The organism is Streptomyces sp. NPDC029292 (genome assembly GCF_055569295.1).
On record NZ_JBVHXR010000023.1, the window covers coordinates 119,587 to 139,028 of the forward strand.

A 19,442-nucleotide genomic window follows, 5' to 3' on the forward strand; every position below is an offset into this window, starting at 1 on the left:
GGCACGCCCGGACGGCCCGGCGGCGGGAGAGGATGAGACGGGGCACCCCGCCCCGTCCAACAGTGCTGAGCAGGCAGGGGAGTTCGACGATGAACCGGTACGGGGAACAGGCGATGACGCACTGGAAGGAGCACAAGCCCCGGGCGTTCGGGGAGCTGGAGAACCCGGAGGAGTTCTTCACGGAATTCGGGGAGGAGATCTCGGCGGAGATCGAGACGCGGGCCCGGAATCTGGCGGGCCAGGAGCCGGACGGGGAGGGATACCTGCAGCGCCTGCAGCGGCTGAACACCTCCCGGCTGACAGCGGAGGGCGAAGTGCTGCGGGAGAGGGTGCTCCTGGACGTGGAGCCGGACCAGGAGTAGCACGGCCCGGGCCGCGTACGGAGCGGGAGCGGGTCGCCGCGAACATCGCGGCCGTGCACGTCGTGCTGCGGCTGCGGGCGGAGAACCGGCCGGCCACCGAGGCCGAGCGGCAGGTGCTCCAGCAGTGGACGGGCTGGGGCGCCACCCCGTATTTGTTCGACGAGCGCAAGAAGTTCGCCGCCACGTTCGCGGCCGAACGTGCCCATCTGCGGGACATCCTGTCGGACGACGAGTACGCCAAGGCCCGCTCCTCGACCCTGAACGCCCACTACACCGATCCTGCCTACGCCCGCGTCGTCTGGCAGGCCCTGCAGCGGTTCGGTGTGCCGGCCGGAGCCCAACTGCGGGTGCTGGAGCCCGGCGTGGGCGCAGGGCGCTTCCTCGCCGATGCCCCCGCCGACGCCGAGATCCTCGGCGTCGAGGTCGACCCCATCACCGCAGCCGTCGCCCGTGCCCTCTACCCGAACGCGCAGATCCTCACCGAGTCCTTCGCCGACACCCGGCCACCCGAAGAGGACTTCGACGTCGTTGTTGGCAATGTCCCGTTCGGCAAGTACAAGGTCACCGACCGCAAGTACAACCCCGGGCGGCGCCACTCGATCCACAACCACTTCATCCTCAAAAGCCTGGAGTTCACCCGACCCGGCGGCATCGTCGTCCTGATCACCAGCCGCTACACCCTCGACGGCACCGACCAGACCCACAAAGAGGCCCGGGAGCGCATGGCCGCCCTGGGCGACCTCCTCGGCGCGGTCCGCCTGCCCAGCGGCGCCCACCAGGAGGCCGCCGGCACACCGGTCGTGACCGACATGCTCATCTTCCGGCGCCGCGCCGAGTCAGAGCCCGCCGCCGAAGCCGACTGGCTGGACATCGAGCCGACCGTCCTGCCCGGCTCGCGGCAGGGCGTGGCACCGCAGCCCATCGAGATCAACAACTATTTCGTGCAGCACCCGGAGATGGTGCTCGGCACACCCAAGGCCGACATCGCCCGGCACGGCCCCGATCTCGTCGTGCAACCAGACCAGCCGGTGGACACCGCCCTCGCCGCAGCCCTGGACCAGGTGGCGCAGCGTGCCCAGGAGACGGGCCGCACGTTCACCGAGCGGATGGTCTTCCACGGGGCGCTGGAGAAGTACGACGGACTGCTGGAACTCGGCCCCGAGGGCACCTTCACCGAGATCCGCAACGGCCGGCCCGTCCCGCACGTACCTGCCAAGGCGCAGGCCAGGGAACTACGCGAGCTGATCGGCCTGCGCGACATCGCGGTGGCCCTGCTGGACGAGGAGTCCGAGCACCACCTCATCACCCCGCGCATGACGCAGCTGCGGGCCGAACTCAACCGCCGCTACGACGCGTACGTGGCACGGTTCGGCCCGATCAACCGCTTCAAGGTCAACAACCCGCCGTCCGGCGAAGCAGCGCAGGATGACAACGCGACCGAGCGCCGGACCTACCCGCGCATGGGCGGGTTCCGCAACGATCCCTTCGCCCCGTACGTCTTCGCGCTGGAGAAGTTCGACGAGGACCACCAGGGTGCGACGAAGGCCGACCTGTTCGCCAAGCGGGTCGTGGCCCCGCCCGAGCCGCTGACCCGGGCGGAGAGCCCGGAAGACGCGGCGCTGATCTGCTGGGACCAGCACAACGAGATCCGCCTCGACATCGTGGCCGCCCTGCTCGGCCTGGACAGCGAACGCGCAGCACGTGAGGCGCTGGGCACCCTCGTCTACGACGATCCGGCCGGCGGTCTGGTGCGCCGCATGGAGTACCTGTCGGGCAACGTTCGCCGCAAGCTCGCCGCAGCCGAGAAAGCCGCGGCCAAGGACCCCACGTTCGCCGTCAACGTCGAGGCCCTGCGCGAGGTCATCCCCCGCGACCTGCAGCCCGCGGAGATCCAGAGCCGGCTCGGCGCCGCCTGGGTCAGCGCCAAGTACGTACAGCAGTTCCTGCGCGAAATCCTGGAAGACGACGACATCAAGGTCAGCAACCTCGGCGCCCGCTGGAGCGTCAAGGGCGGCGACGCGAGCAGCCTGCTGGCCCGCACCGTCTGGGGTACCCAGGCCCGCTCCGCCCAAGCCATTGCCAGCAACCTGCTCAACAACCAGGAAATCCTGGTCACCAAGAAAATACCGCCCGACGGACAGGTGGTGACGGACCGGCAGGCGACGGCCTTCGCCTTGGCGAAGTCCAAGCAGCTGGACGACCGCTTCCGGATGTGGCTGTGGGAGGACCCCGACCGGGCCGAAACCCTGCTGCGGTACTACAACGACCGCTACAACGCCATCGTCCCCCCGACCTACAACGGCGTGCAGATCACGGCCCCAGGACTGTCCAAGGCCTACACCCTGCACCCCCACCAGAAGGCTGCGGTCGCCCGGATCCGCGCATCCAAGCACGGCGTCGGGCTCTACCACGGCACTGGTGCTGGCAAGACCCTCGAAATGATCGTCGGCGGGATGGAACTGACCCGTCTCGGCTTGGCCAAGAAGCCGGTCTACGCGGTGCCCAAGGGTGTTCTGGGCCAGTTCCAGCGCGAGTTCCTCCAGGCCTACCCGCGGGCCCGGATCCTGGTGGCCGACTCCTCCGACCTCACTGGAGAACGCCGCCACAAGTTCGTTGCCCGCTGGTCGACCGGCAACTGGGACGCGGTCATCATCAGCCACACCGCGTTCAAAAAGATCCCGATGTCCAAAACAGCCCGCCTGGACTACATCAACCGGGAGGTCAAGCGCCTGGAGGCGCACCTCGACAACGCCGATGGCGACGACAAGTACACCGTCAAGGACATCGAGAACCAGATCGCCACGCTGAAAGGGCGGATCGAGGACGAACTCAAGACGCCAGGCGACTCGGGCGTCGAGTTCGAGCGCACCGGCTCGACGTACATCTTCTACGACGAAGCGCACACCCTGAAGAACCTCCGGGTGATCTCCTCTATCCGCGAACTCGCCCTCGAAGGCAACCAGATCACCGCGGACATGGACATGAAGCTGTCCTACCTGCGCAAGAACTACGGCGGCCGGGTCACGACCCACGCCACCGCCACGCCGGTGGACAACTCCCCGATGGAGATCCTGACCGCCATTAAATACCTCGCCCCTGACCTGCTGCGCGACGAATGGGGCATCGAGGAGGACGACCAGTTCGTCTCCACCTACATCCAGCCCGTCAACCGGGTCGAGATGAGCCCGGACGGCAACTCCTTCTCCACTCGCGCCCGTTACGCCCGCTACGTCAACCAGACCGAGCTCAAACGCGTGTTGTTCACGGTCGCCGACGTCAAACTCAAGCGCGATCTCCAGCTCGGCGAACCCGCCATCATCGGCGGCGAGATGCGGATCCTGGAAGCCGAGGCCTCTCCGGAACTGCGCCAGCTCATGCAGTCGCTGGGCAAGCGGATGATGGGCATCCGCCTCGGCAGCCCGGACCTGAAGTACAACCGCAAGGGCAAGCTGGTCGAGGACAACACCTTGTGGATTTCCACGGACGGGCGCCTGGCCTCGCTCGACGTACGGCTGGTCAACAAGAGCACCGACGAAGCCCAGAAGGTCGACGTCGCCGCCGACGAGCTGTTCCGCCTCTGGCAGCTGCATAAGGACGACGTCTACTACGACGACGACGGCAACGAGGAACCCAACCGCGGCAGCCTGCAACTCGCCTTCTGTGACCTCGGCGTGCCCGGCCCGGACAAGGAGTTCGTTTTTTACGAGGCGCTGCGAGAGGCGCTGACCGCTCGCGGCATGCCGGGCAGCCTCATCCGCTTCGACCAAGAGGCGAAAAACCCGCAGCAGAAGGCCCGGCTCGACAAGGACGCCCGCGAGGGACGGATCGCCGTGCTGGTCGGCAGCCGCTCCGGCCTGGGCACGGGCCGCAATCTGCAAAAACGCGTCATCCACGTGATGCAGATCGACCCCACCTGGAAGGCCACACCGATCATCCAGAGCCTGGGGCGAGGCAAACGCCAGGGCAACCAGAACAAGGCAATCCACCACACCGCGATCGTCACCAAGAAGTCGTACGACCCCTTCCTGTGGCAGAAGGTCGCCACCAAGCAGGCGTTCGCCGAGGCCATCCTCGACATCAACGACACCAGCCGCATCCTGGAAGCCGCCGAGGACGGCGACGACGGACGCATCCCCGCTGGCGTGATGTTCGCCGTCGCCGCGGACAAGCCAGAGCTGGAACAGCTGGAGCGCGTCGAAGGCATGCTCGCCAAACTGCGCCTGGACCAGCAGATGTGGCACGACGAGCAATTCGCCTACGAAGTCACCGGCGAGCAGGGGCGACGGCGCGTCCAGGACCTCAACGCTCGCATGCAGGAGGCCCAGGCCGCCATGGAGCGGCGCACCGCCACCCGAGGCGACGCCTTCACGATGACCGTCGACGGCCGCGCCTACGACGAGCGCCGGGAGGCCGGCGAGGCGCTGGCCCAGCGACTCGAACGACTTGTCCGCTCCTCGGTCAACGCCGGCGGCCGACCGCAGGACGCCGCCGTCGGGAAACTCGGCGGCATCCCCGTCCACGCCCTCGTAGAGCGCAGCTTCGAGGGCCTGATCGTGGGGGTGTCCTTCCAGGACGTTCCCGTCGACACCATCTGGCTGTCGGCTAGCGGCCTGGCCAAACAAGATCGCGTCGGCCTGATCCGCAAGCTGGAAAACGCCCTGGACAGCTTGGAGACCGTTCACGCCAAGGCAGAGCAGCACATCGCCCGGATCGAGGCGAACATCGCGCGGGCCAAGGAACTGGTCGGCAAGCCCTTCCCGCAGCAAGCCGAACTCGACAAGATCGAGGCCCAGCACCGCAAGCTGACCAAAGCCCTCGGCGTGCAGGGAGCCGCGGAAACAAACGAGCCAGAAGTCCACGATGCGGCGGTCACCGAACCCGGCGCCGACCTGGTCGACGCAGCGGTCCACGACGCCATGGTCATGGCGGGCGGCTCCACCGACGGCTGGATCGAGGTCGATCCGGCGACCCTCACGCCCGACGACCTGAGCGATACCACCCGCGGACTCCTGGACGCGTTGGCCGACGGCACGCGCGCCCGGGCCACGCCAGATGCCGCGCCCGCCGGCTCGGATGCCGGTACGACGGAACGCGCTGCGACCAGTCCGGGCGGAGAACCTGGCCATGTCGCCTCGGTCCCGCAGCCGTATCCCGATGAGGCTGCCGCCGTTGCGGGTGAAGACGCCGTCTTGGCGGACTTCGCCGCCTGGCAGAACTTGGACGTCGTCGAGGGGATGTCCGGCCGGGGCCAGGAACTGGCCCGTCAGATGGAGCAGGCCGGGAATGAGCTGACCGAGGCCTTGCACCATGCAAGTGAGTCCGCCGACGAGCCCCCTGCGCCCGGCGGCGATCCGTGGGCCCGGGATCTCTTCCATGGTCTTGCTCGCGCCTGCGAGGACTTCCTGTCCCACCTGGACTCTCCACGCTTCCGGCTCAACGCGACCGGGCGCGCGATGAGGGACCTCACCGAGAAGGTGGCCCGCTCCGCCCGCGAGCACGCCACTTCCATCGCCCCGTTGGAAGGCCGACGACGCCCTGCACGGCCGACCACAGCACCAGCGAATCTTTCCCCTTCACGTCAAACGGCGCCCGGCGCCTCTTCGCCCGAGGGGGGCGGACCGTTCGATCCAGACCGCTGGTATCAGCACACCATGCTCGGCGGAACCCTCAGCGACTCGCGAGGCACGTTCCTCAACGACATCGTGCAACAGCTCGGCCATGACGGGTCGGATGTCGCGATCGAACCGGACGCCACGGGCGCGGTCGTGATCACCGGACCCATCGGGTCGGTGAAGGTCACACCGCTCACCGAAGAGTTTCCTGCCAGCGTGGCCCAGGCGTACGAGGCGGCCATCGACCAGCTCATTCAGGACGCCCAGCGTGCTCTGCGCGTCAACGGCAGCCAGGCCGGTGACCTGTTCGATGCCTGGCTGACCGACCAACTCGAAAGCCGGGCCACGTCGTTGAAGGCCGCCCTCACGGGTGATGGCGACGAAACCGCCTTCCGGCAGGCGATGCGGGTGCGCTTCTATGAGATCGCGCCATGGGCCCACCCTGACACGGCCGACCGTCCCCAGCCGGGCCGAACACAGCAGGAAACCGCGGCCGACGCCGAACTGGCCGATGCCCCGCAACTGTCCCGCGCCCGCGCCCCGGAACAGACACCAGATGACGGAGCCTCCGCGTCCCCAGGCGCGCCGGCCGAGAACCCGCCCGCCGCAGGAGATGACCGTCAGGACAGAGCACCCACGGCAGACACCGCCCGGACAGTACAGGAACCCCCCGACTCCGCAGCCGAACCGGAGCATGTCCCAGCGACGACACCACACGCGACCACCCAGGGACCCGGGCACGTACCGAACACCCCCTACACCGACCGATCCGAGGCCTGGGCCGCCGAGCAAGCGGCACTGACCGCCTACCGCCGATGGGCGTCCGACCATGCCCGGCGCCTGGCCACAGGCGAACGGGCGGACGGCCTGATGGCGGCGGCCGACACCGCGATGACCTCCAGCCGAACGGGCCGGATCGCCCGCCTCCTCGGCGTGGAGTTGGCAACTGATTGGGCGCACCTGCTGCGCTTGGCCGACCAATGCCGTTCCGTGGTCGAACAATGGGAGCGGGAAGACGGACGGAGCACCGAGGGGAACTGGGAGATCTATACGGGCCTGCGCGACCACGCATCCCGGTACCGCAGCACCGTGGAAGACCGCAGCAGCGACGCCTACCAGCAGTGGGTCCGCTCCCCAGAACCTCTCACGCTCGACGAAGACGCCGTGGAATTCATCCCCGGCATCCTCCCGTGGGACCAGTACACCATCTCCGGGCCCCGGGGCCTCCGCGCCGGCCCGGTCAGCGGCCGTGACCTTGCGGCCGGCCTGGCGCAACTTGCCGCCGATGGTACGGATTTGGAAGCAACCGAGGACGGACTCGTGGTCTCCGGCCCCGACGGTCTGCGGTTCTCCGTTGAGCTCGCTACAGGCCAACCGGCCACCCCTGAGCCGTCGTCCGCCGCGACGACCACACCAGCACCGCAACCGGAGACGAGCGCCGCCCCCTCACCGGAGCCGGATTCGACAACCGATCCGCAGACCGAGACCCCCGTAGCCGCAGCTTCCGCCCCGCTGGCCAGTGCGGTGGGCGCGGGGGGCGAGGGGTTCGGCTCGGCACTGACCAAGGTGGCGAACCTCGCGATCGTCCTCGAAGGCTACGCGGACGCCGCGGAACTGGTCGGCGGACGCCACTACGTAGCTATGGCCGCCGAGCAGCTCCGGCAAGTCCTCGCACGACACGAGAGCGACTCCCCGGGCTCGACACCGGCACACCACGAGGCCGCCGCGGCTGCCGCGGCGGTCATCGAGAGTGAGCCGGACACGCCCGCCGACGTGTTCAGCCCCTACGACCGCCTCGCCGAGACCGCTGTACAGCTCGCTGACGACCCCCGTCACGACGTGAGGGCGGCTGCTCAGAAGGCCGTCCAGTACACGGAGCGCCACCTGGCCCGTATGCAGGCACGACGTAACGACCTCGCCGACCTGCTCCTGGACGCAGCCGACCTCGACGACGACCACGCCGCCGTCCTCGACCACGACGACCCACTCCGGCTGACTGCTCCCTGGTACCAGGACAGCACCGAGATTGCCCGTGCTCTGTCTGACATCTTCGACAGCTTCCCGAAGTGGCCGCACGCCTACGACGACCATGGCGGGCCGTACTCCGACCAGTTGCGCGGAGCCATGCTCATGCTGCGCCGGCCACACGACACGGTCGCCTCAGCTCTGACCGACTGGATGGAGGTCACCTCCTACGCCCTCGGCGCCGCGGGGGAGGCCGAGGACGGAGTCAGCCGGTACGCGCTGCGCGACCTGGCCCGCAAGGCCTTCCAGCACCAGCAGCGCCTCGCGGCCCACGAGCTGGGCATGGAGGAGATTCCGTACGAGGCAGCCGACGACTTCGTCGGCGGCGCCAACAAGGCGGAATCCGCGTGGAACTGGTGGATGGCAAGCGACACCGCCAAGGCGCTGCTCGACAGCACGCCTGAAGGGTCCGCAGCCCGCGAGGCCCTCGACGCCGCCCGGGACACCCGGTATGCCGCCGATTTCGTCACACTCGCCGCCGAGACCCTGGACGAGGTCAACCGGCACGTGACGGCGATGGCGCACGCAGCGTACGACCTGGCGCTGAACCTGCGCGCCAGCGACTACCGGCATCCCGACGACGCCAAACGGCTGGACGACCTCGTCCGCCACTCCTACGAACACGCAGTCGCCTGCCGGGCCTCCACCGCACGCCCGGAGACCGTCGCCGCCGTGCAGGCAGGCGTTGCCCAGCGCCGTCAGCGGCTCGACGCCGAAAATGGCCCCGCTCCCGAACCGCAACAAACCCCTCCGTCCACCGGCACCGTCCTGGAGATCGAGCACCACTACCGGGGCACCGTGGTCCGCGGCACCACCAGCGAGGACTCCGACGCGCCCGTACGTGCTGCTCTGGACCGCCACAAATTCCGGTGGAGCCGCAACCAGGGATTCTGGTACCTGAAGCGGAACATGAGCCGCCCCACGCGGGACCTCCACGTACGGAATCTCACCGACGAGCTGACCCGCATGGGACGCCGGTTCCGCATGGTCGAGGAGCCCGAACAGGACACGGCTCCCGAGATCGTCATCCCCGTTGGTCAGCCGTACACGTCGAAGGACGATGCCCAGCACGACTTCTGGGAGATGTACGGCGCGCTCTCGGGGCTCAAAGACACCCCGGCGGGCCGACGTCTGATCGGACGGGGCCTCACAGACCAAGGAGTGCAGACCCGCCCGGACGGCCAGGCGGTCTGGCTGGCTATGGAGGAGCTGTGCGACGGGCCAGTGGGGCGAGTGCGTGATCCGTTCACGCATCCGGCCAACACCGTGGTCGAGCGCTGCACCAAGCTCGCCCACACCGTCCTGGTCCTCGCCCGGAATCTGGAGGAGGAGCGCTACCGGGCCCCCGTGGTGATGGGCCACTTCCGCAAGATGACACAGTTCGCCGTGCAGTTGGCCTCGCGTATCACCGCTACCGCCCAACAGGGAGACGACTGGCAGGAGATCTTCGGGACTCCTGCCCTCCCGGCAGCACAGACCGAGGGCGAACGCTCGGAACCGGTCGTACAGGAGACCGACCCCACACCGGACAGCGCCCGTCATCCCGACGTGCGTGAGGACGAGCAGGCCTCCGTGCCAACCGGCCAGACGGCTGGGCATGAACAGGCAAAGGTGCAGCAGCGGCGCATCGAGATCACCGTGGCGGCCAGGAGCGCCGCGGGACACCTGCTGGTCAACGTCGCCCTCCCCGCAGAGCGCACCGGCGCCGCCCAAGAGGTTCCCGACCTGAGCGGCGCGGACATACCGGGCCTGACACTGCCCGCTCATACCGCGCTGCCCCTCCTGGAACGACCGGCGAAGCTTGCCGAATCACTCGTGTCCGACGAGGAGGTCGACGCCTGGCTCAGCGAGCACCTGCCCGACAGTCCGGTAGCCGCGGCCTGGAACGCTCCCGCCGTGCGCGCGGTGATCCAGCAAACGGTCCGCGATCTGCTGCGCGACTCCATGGCCCCCGACCCCGAGGACGTCGCGGCGTGGCTGGTGAACGCAGCGAGCGAGAACCCTGCCCTGGTCCAGGCCGCGCACGCCAACGAACAGGCCGACTTCCTCGCTGTCTTCGCGACCGCCGCCGACGAACTGATCACGGACGGCGGCTCAGAACACCTGCTGTGGACCTACCTCAAGGAGGACGGACGCCGCCAGGTCCTCGATCTGGCATGCCCCCGTGCACACCGGGAACTGCGTGCGCAGGCCGTGGCCCCCGTGCCGCAAGAGCCCGCCCAGCCCGTCCCCGATGAGCAGCCGGCGGCTTCGCCCGCCGACGGCGAGAGCGAACGCGAGCGGAAGCGTGCCGAGTTTCAGGCCGAGAGCGCCCGATGGGCCGCCGGAATGCGCGACGACGCCCAGGAACGGGCGGTGCGAGCGGCCCTCGCCGATGACCACCTGCGGGCGCTGCTGGTGGACGGGCGGCCCCGCGAGGAAGCCCGTCAGCTGTTCATGGCCTGGCTCAGCGACGCCGATCTGTCGGCAACAGGCGCAGGAGGTGACAGGTTCCGGGACTGGTTCCAATACACCCGCCAGGAACTGGAGGAGCAGTACGCGGAAGCCGCCTTCGAACAGGTGTATGCAGCCGTGGCTGCAGAGCCGACCGATCAGCCCGCCGAAGCAGGCGCAGCCCGCCAAGCCAGCGCGGCGACCGCTCCGCGCAACAGCAACACCGCCGGGCCCTCGGCCCAGGCGGTCAGCGAGGCCTCGACCGGTACGCTCACCGGGCCTTCCCTGACCGAAGAGCACCTGCAGTCGCTGCCCCGCGGTCCCGAGCACCGACCCGGTGAAGACGTCAGTCTCGCCGTCCTGGCGACACTGCCTTTCCGCGACGGACAGGTTGGCGACGCGCTCCTGCTGCTGCAACAAGTAGAGGACGACGGCGACGATCTCCTCGTGTACGGGGCGCAGATCGTGCCGGCGAACGATCACGTCGGCAGCAGTGTGGATGCCCGTTGGACTCCCGAAGACCTGCTGTTCTTGCCCGACTCCCGCGTACTGCCGCTCGCACGCCCGATCCCCTGGGCAGAAGCCGAGGCCCTGGCCGCGCTGCCGTACGAGGAGGCGGTGCGGTGCCTTCCCATGACCGGCGCAGACGAGGGCAACCGGCGCACGCCGGAGGCGCTCGCGCCGACCGAGAGGCCCGCCTTTGCGGATCAGGCAGACCCGGCCGAGGAACAGACCGCCGCGGCGGTGACCGCCGCCCCGGACGAGGCCACCGTCCATGCTCCCCAACAGATCGCTCCCGCTCCGCCTGCACTCATCGACGCTCAGCAGCTGTTGAGTATCGCGGTCGAACCGCTCACCCAGGAGCATCTTGGTGCACTGCCTCGCTACGACGAACGCCCCCCGAATGACGCGGAGATCCAGTTCGGTGTCGTGGCCACCCTCACGTTTCCCAACGGTGTGATCCCCGACGCCGTGATCCTGCTTCAGGCCGCTGAGGAAGACCGGCGGTACGGCGACTTGCTGCACGGTGTCCTGATCGCCCCGGAGAGCGAACTCAACCTCACCTCCAAGACCGGGTTCACGGTGTTCCCCCGTGACCTGCTTCATCGGACCAACGCCCGGCTGCTGCCCCTTGGGGACGGCCTGACCTGGAAGCAGGTGGAGGAACTCGTCCAGCTGCCCTATACGCAGGCCCTGGGACGGCTGCCGCTCGCCGCCGAGAACGACCCCTCCACAGGCGTAGCCGCTCGGGATACCCAGCAGCGGGCCGACCGGCCCGAGCCAGAGGCCGCGCCTCTGCGAGAGCTGATCGGCGCCCTCGGCGACCGCGTCGTCATCGGTCACGTCGGCCCCAGCAGCCCCGCACAAGGAGGGAATGCCGCACCGGCTCCGGCGCCGGAACCTGCACCTGCGCCGATGTCCCCGGCCGACGAGCAACAGGAGGAGAGCGTGACGGCAACCGAGCCGGAGACGGCGGCCGAAGGACCCTGGACGAGCCGGATCAAGATCGTCAGCGACAGGACCGGTACCTACGTCACGGGCACGACAGGCGCCCCCGCGGAAGACGGTCTTCGCGAACTGTTGAAGCGGGATCGGAACTTCAAGTATGAGAAGGGCCGTTGGCGCTACAACGGCATGCGCGGGCAGAAGGAGCAGGTCCTGGAGGAAGTCCGGGCCTTCCTCGCGGCCAGGGATGCACAAGAAGGCGCCGTCGCGGCCGTGGCCAGCGGGAAGTACCCGCCAACCGCTCAGCAGCAGGCGATCATCGATGCGGCCGTCGAGGGCAAGCACGTTGCCGTGCAGGCGCTCGCGGGCACCGGGAAGACCTCCACGTTGGTGATGATCGCTGCGCAGATGCTGGAACGGCGCATCGGCTACATCGCCTTCAACCGGTCCATCGCCGACGAAGCGGGCCAGAAGTTCGGTCGCAACGTCACCGCCCGAACCAGCCACTCCTTCGCCCTGCAGGATCTGCGCAACACCCCCTACCGGCACAAGGTGTCCATCGCTGGCTCGCGCAACAGCGGCGCCCGGCGTCCCAAGGACGTCGCGGCTGCGCTCGGCATCACCACTGAGATACGGGTCGGCGACCGCGACGGCAACCTCCAGTACGTCGGGCCCGAGGACATCGCCAAGATCGTGATGGGGGCGCTCCGCCGCTACCGGCAGAGCGATGATGCCGAACTCGGGCGCCAGCACCTCGGGGAGAAGTGGGCGCACGTCCCCGCCGCGCGCACGCTGCTGGAGTACGCCCGCCGGGCCTGGGCGGACATCGCGGATCCGAACAGCAACAAGATCTTCTTCGACCACGACGACTATCTCAAGATCTGGGCCCTGTCAGACCCGCGCCTGAACTTCGACACGATCTTCTTCGACGAGGCCCAGGACATCAATCCCGTGTTGAAGAAGGTGATCCAGGACCAGGACGCCCAGATCATCGTCGTCGGCGACAGCAATCAGGCGATCTACGAATTCCGCGGTGCCGTCGATGCTCTGCAGGACTGGCCGGCCGAGGTGGTTCTGCCCTTGACACAGAGTTGGCGGTTCGGCCCCGCCGTCGCCGAGGTGGGCAACGCATACCTCGCTCTCCTCGAATCCGACCTCCGTCTGGAAGGCGCACCCACACTCGACACCGTCCTGGGAACCGTCGAAGAGCCCGATGCGATTTTGACTCACACCAACGTCGGTGCCATCTCCGCTGTCTTCGCGGGATTCGAGGCCGGCAAGCGGGTGGCACTCGTCGGCGGCGGCCGGGACATCGAAGACATCGCCCGGGCCGCCCGAGATCTCCAACAGGGCCGCCGCACCAAGCACCCCGAGCTGTCGGCCTTCGAGAACTGGAACGAGGTCAAGGAGTACGCGGAATCCGACGAGGACGCGACCACCCTGCAGACGTTCGTACGGCTCGTCGACCGCTACACCCCCCAGGGCCTGATCAACATGATCCGCGACCTGGTCCCGGAGGAAGCTCGCGACGAGGAAACCCGCCCCGAACTGGTCGTCTCCACCGCCCACAAGTCCAAGGGCCGCGAATGGGACCAGGTCCAGATCTGGAGCGACTTCCCCCAGCCCAAGGAAGACACCAAGACCGGCGAACTCATCTTGCCCGCACAGGACAAGCTGCGCCTGGCCTACGTCACGGTGACCCGAGCCAGGAAACGCCTCGACATCGGCTCCCTCGGCTGGATCCACTCCATCGGCTCTCTCGCGGACACCTTCCCAACTGAGATCACTGCCACCCCGGCACCCCAGCAGACCGCACCCGTCCCTGTCGGGGTCGCTGACGAGCCCGCCGCCGCCCCGGAGCCGCCTCTGCCCCCGACGTCCCCTGAGGCCACGGAGACCGAGACGCCGGACGCCGTCCCCGAAGAGCAGCCGGAGCGCGCGATCACCGAGGCGACAGACAACGAGCCCGCAGCCTCGGTTCACCAGGCCGCTGCCGCCATCGCGGAGCCTGAGCCGACAGACGACACTGAAGCCGCGACGGAGGCGACCGCACGGACCCTCCAGACGGAGGCCAGCGTCGAGGAGCAGCCCGAGACGGCCGCCCCCACCTTGCAGGACCCGGGCGAACCACTCAACGGCGCAGACCAGCCGTCCCTCTTCGCACGTGGGGCAGGCAACACGCCCGCTGGCGAACAGACAACCGCCCCCACAGCACAGGACGCTGAACCGGACATCGCGCCCTTGCCGTGGGACGACCAAAAGATCAAAAAGCGCGGCACTGCTGGAATCCGCCGCGGACAGAAGAAGGAGATCCCCAACCTCGCCCGAGAGATGCGCGAGGCTCTCGGTGACAACCAGGTACGCGACGTTTGGGAACAGGACAACCCCTGGGCTCAGTTCGAGGAGAACCTCCGGCACACCCAGGACGAGCTCGCGCAGTCGGACTCCGCCCTGAACACCTTGGTGACGGAGGCCGCCGAAGAACTGCGCACTCAAATCGACCAGCTCGCAGCCGAGGCCTTCAACGCCTTCGAGACGCTGATCCAGGCTCGCGCTGACGACCCTGACCAACTGGCCGCGCTCGACACCCAGCTTGCTGAAGCGCACCGTCTGCCGGAACTTACCGACCCGCTCGTTCGCCAGGCCCTGATCCTCTGCCTGGAGGCCGTGGACGCGATCGAGCGCACCGCGCGCAGTCGCAAGGTCAGGCCCGCCGCCGCACGGGATGCCCTGGAGCAGGTCATGGGGCTGGCCGGCACCGCGTACAGCCCCGACGGCCAGCAGATGTGGCCGAACGTCGACGCGGCCCTGGCCCCGGTCAAGGTGCAGGTGGATCGGGCCCGCGAACGCATGGCCGAGCTGTCCAACTCGCCGGTCACCGAGCAGTACGCCCGCCTCCGCGCGCTCATCGCCACCCACGAGGCGCCGCCGGCTGGGGCGCCCCAGGCCACAGACGCTCCGGCACTCTCTCCCAAGGCAACCGAGAACACCGGCGACGCACCGGCCTCCGCCGAGCAGGAGGAGCGCGCACCTGAGCCACTGAGTGACCGGGACATCGGCGCGGCACTGAGCAAGATCAGCCCGTTCGACTTCGGAAAACTGATCTTCGAAATGGACCAGAAGAAGAGGGCGACCCCGCAGTTGTACGAGGGCTGGATTCGCCTGCCGTCGGAGCCTGGTTCCAACGAGGCGGGCAACGAGTTCGCCAGCGCCTACTCCCGAAGCGGAGCCATCGAGATCGAGGTCAAGACCTCCGACGACGTCATGGCGCCGATCCGCGCCGGACGGCTGACCCTGGCCAAGGTCGTTGCGTGGCTCCGTCCGGCTCTGCCGCCGGAACGGCGTGAACTGGTGGCGGCGGCGTGGCGGGCCGGGAACGCCATGTCCCGCAGTGAGCGGGGCTTTGAGGTCATCGGCGAGTCGGGCCGCTGGAAGGCAGCCGACAAGGAGCTACGGCGAATCCTCAGCGACACCAAGGCGACCGTGATCAAGGAGGCCCTGGAGGCTCACCTCACGGGGACGGCAGACGAACGAGTCGCACGGATCCGGGCCGCCGAGAACTGGGAACAGGGGCAGATGCTGCCGATCGACTTCGACGGCATGCAGGACTCCTTTGCCGACATCGCCACGTTGGAGCGTGTGACCGCGCTCAGGGCAGTGCTGCCCGACCGACGCAACGGCGTCTGCCGCCTCAGCGAGCTCAAACCGGGTGACTGCATCACCGATGTGTCCAAGGAGCGGCTGCCGTTCATCGTGCGAGAGAGCCCCGTCGTCGCCGCGGACACCGAAGTCTTCATCGTCGGAGACCTCGTCGCTGGGCCGGGTGACTTGCGTCCGTACACGTGGGAAACCGGCGGCTACCCGGACGACCACGTCGAGCCCCTCCTGCTTCCGCAGTCGCTGGCTGGGCTCGTCGACCTGCCCCCGGACGCACCACGCTTCCCCGCGCCCGCGCCCGCACCCGCAGCCCCAGTGACAGCACGCGACGCGCTCCCCGCGGCGGAAACCGGGGGGGAGACGACGCCCCCCGTTGCCGGATCGCCAACTACCGAGCCGGACTCCTCAACCGCGCTCGAAGAGGCTTTTCGTGCCAACGAGCACCAGTCCGAGGTGCCAGTGGCGACTGAGGCCACCGGCCCGGCACCCGGCACCAACACCGTGCCGCAGCACCTGCCGTACGCGAGCCAGGAGGAGTTCCTCGACGACCTCTGTGCAACGGAAAGCAGCTACGACGCCTGGGCCAACTCGGCCACGGGCCAGTTGCTGCTGTCGGAAGCCCGGGAATTGCAGGAAGAAACCGGGGTCACGGAAGCCAACGAAGCGGCCCGTATCCAGACGGCCTTCCGCGACGCCATCCTCGCAGCCGACACCACGCGGTCCTCGGCTGACGACGTGCTCAGCGCCTGCCGGGGCCTGCACACGACCGTCGCCGAAGCCGGCCGTTCCCTGGCGACACGCACGGCGTTCGCCTCCGAGCAAGATCGACAGCTACTTCTCGGGGTGTACACGCAGGCACAGGAACAGCTCGCCCGTCTGGAGGCCACCGCAGACGTACAGGCCCTGCTCGACAGCGAACACGACGGGGCCAGGCTGCTCTCCCGCTTCAAAGAGACGCGTTTGGCGGAGGGCCCCAACGCTGCTGCTGGTCCCGAAGCTGCGCCCGTGCAAGCGCAAGGACTCGGTCAGGAACCGCCGAGTGCGGAGTCCACTTCGCTTCTGGAGGCCGACGCTGCCACGGCAAACACGGAAGCGGAATCCGGCCCGACCGATCCGGACGAGCCGATGACGACCGCCGTGGTCGCCGAGCTGCCGATAGCACAGGACGAGAGCACCCCGGAGGCCGGCCTTGTAGCCGAGGCCCAGGAAACGGAGACGGCTTCGCCGGCCGAACCAGATGCGGACGACGACTTCGAATTCTTCAGGGACGTCATCGGCGACGACCTGGTCGTCAACGGGGTCGTCTACAGCAGCGCCGAGTGGGAGCCGGACCCGGAAGAGGGTGTTCGCCGCCGTACAGAGGAAGAAGACGAGCCGGTGTCCGCCGAGGAACTGGCAGCGATGGAAGTGGACCGGGAGTACGAGGCCCTGATCGAGGAGGAACGCATGGCTGCGGCCGAAGCAGTCACGGGAGATGAGGTTCCGGGGCAGGACGACTTCGACCGGCACTTCGAGGACATCGTCGCCCTCCTGCGGGGCGCTGAACCTCCGGCCGAGACGCAAGCCCCCATACCGCGGCCGCGATTCAGCGCCGAGGACGAACAGCGGCTGCGGGAACAGTACGCCGCCACACGTCAGGCGCTGTCCGGGATCCTCACCAGCGTCGACGCAGACCCGATCCTGCCGGCGGCTGAGGATCCGGCGGTCGAGGCCGGTGACGCTGCCGCCCTCGAAGCCGCGCTGGGCAACGCAGAGGCCGAGGCGGGCTACTACTGGGGCGCCCCTGAATGGACGATGATCCGATCGATCGGCCAGGCAGGACAGCAGCTTCGAGGCGCCGTCCGGGAGGCGTTGCTGACCTACGCGGAGACGACGCTGCGCGACATCCGCGCGCACGGCATCAACCGGACAATCGAAGCCCGTACGGCGCGGGCCATCTCCCACGGAGCGATGCACCTGGCGCGACGCCTGGAACGGTCGGGCCAGCGGGACTCGCGTGGTTGGCGGGCGGTCTGGGGTCTTCACCGGGCCGCCGCGACCCGAGCAGACCGGTTGACCGGGCTGCTGCCCGCCGGCCAGCGCATCGACCTGGCCGACCAACTGGGCCGCGCCTGGCACTGGTTCACCGAGCGGCTCGCCGCCCGACGCCAAGGCACGGGGAACAGCACGGGCGGGGACGACCAGGGCCGTATGCGCGTGATGCTGTCGAACAGTGTCGGGTCGATCGGCCGCCTCTACGGTGCGGTCTCGGAGCGGCTCGGGGACCTGGCGCAGCATCCGGTGTGGCGCCGGATCGCGTCCGTGTGGTCCGCAGCCCGCGAAGCCGTCAACAACGGCTGGCTCGGGGTAGGCCGCTTCATGGCAGACCGCTCAACCCTGGGCACCGGGCGGGCGTTGTGGGTCCGGACATTGGAGATCATCTCATCCGGGGCCCAAGCGTTGATCAACCGGCTGTCAGCGAACGGCGGCCAAAACGGCCTGCGGTGGAACCTGCTGCGCGTCCTGCGCCACGCTGCCGAAGACCACATCGCTCACCTCCACGGTCACCTGCCTGAGGAAGTGAGCACCCCGCTCGGCACCTACGAATCCGCAGTCGACGAGGCGGCCGAGCAGACGCCCGCAGCGGGCGAGGAGACCGCACCGCAAGCACCCGCCCCGGAGGGACGTTCCGCAGAAGAGACCGAGCCCGCGCTGGCCGGCGAGACCCTGGCGGAGGATCCGGACCGGTTCCGTGCGGTCGTGCTCCAGGTGGCGGCGAAGGAGTACACCCTGGCTCTGGACCTGAGCTACGACTACGGCATCTCGGCCGCCGAGGCGGACGCCCTACTGGCGCGCATGGAGGAACTCGGCGTCGTCGGGCCCCAGCGCGAAGGCGGCGTCCGGGACGTCCTGGTCACGCCCGGCGAGGCGGAGAGCTTCATGGACGCGAGCCCGGCGGCCGACGGCCCCGCGCCTCGGTGGCAGCCGGTCAACGAACCACTGACCCCTGCCTGGTTCGACGAAGTCAGGACCGCAGTACGACGTGACGTCCAGCCCGATCGCGGGCTGTCCCGCCGGGACTTGATGAGCCTGCTCAACCATGAGAACTCTCGACCGGGCAACCGGACGGACGCCGGTCGCCGGGCGAACGAGTGCGTTGACCTCTTCCTGCAGGGCCGCGGCGACGAGGTACCTCAGCATTTGGCGGGCGAGGGCTTCGCCTACGTGCGGGGCGGGACGAACAGGGACTGGACGCTCCGGGAGGCCGCGCCCGCCCCGGCCTCGCCGATGCCTGCCCGCGGGCAGGCATCGACAGCAGGAGAGCAGGAGGCCGCTGCGGGGCCGAAGTTGCCGCGTCGGCGTCGGCCGACGCCGACGGACGGTCCATCGAAGATCGAGCAGGCGGCTGTCGGACGGCGGCGCCAGCCGACTCCCACCGAGGGAAACCGGTCGGCGGTCACCGTGAACACGTTCGCAGCTCAGGCTCAACGGATGCAGGACCGCGCGGACTTCGCGCGGTCTGCCGCGACCAGCCCGGCCGAGGAACGGGCCGCGGGAGTCCTGCAGACGATCGCGGCGAACTCGCGGGCCACTGCTGACCGGATCGCCGGAGTGGCCCCCGCCGAGGGAACGCCAGCCTCTCCACAGGCGGGGCTGACCGCCGAGGCCTTCCTTGCGGCGCTGCGGACCACGGCCCAGGCGCGGGGGGCGCAGATCCCCGACGATCTGCTGACAAGCGCCATGGAAGCGGCCCAAGAGGCGGTCGCCGCGCAGCCGCAGCGTTCCACGGGCTCCGCCGCAGCAGCGCCTCGCCCGACACGCAAGGGACAGGCTGAGCGAGAGCAGGCCGAGCACCGACTTCACGGGCAGCAAAATGCCCCGAGCGGCGTCGGCCGCAGGTAGGGCACGACGATGCTCGGGGCTCAGC

Annotated in this window: 2 protein-coding genes; both read left to right on the forward strand. The window is 68.9% G+C overall.

What is annotated here, in order from left to right; all coding sequences use genetic code 11:
• The first annotated feature begins 89 nt into the window (after positions 1-89).
• Complete coding sequence (locus ACZ4WS_RS38725; RefSeq protein ID WP_467987736.1) at positions 90-362, forward strand: hypothetical protein; 273 nt, start codon at positions 90-92, stop codon at positions 360-362.
• Positions 363-415: 53 nt separating this feature from the next.
• Entirely contained in the window at positions 416-19,417 is a 19,002-nt protein-coding gene (locus ACZ4WS_RS38730) for a UvrD-helicase domain-containing protein (RefSeq protein WP_467987738.1), read from the forward strand.
• Positions 19,418-19,442: the final 25 nt, after the last annotated feature.

Coding starts and splice junctions, on each gene's coding strand:
- ACZ4WS_RS38725 (WP_467987736.1), top strand. CDS start 90: ATGAACCGGTACGGGGAACAGGCGATGACGCACTGGAAGGAGCACAAG.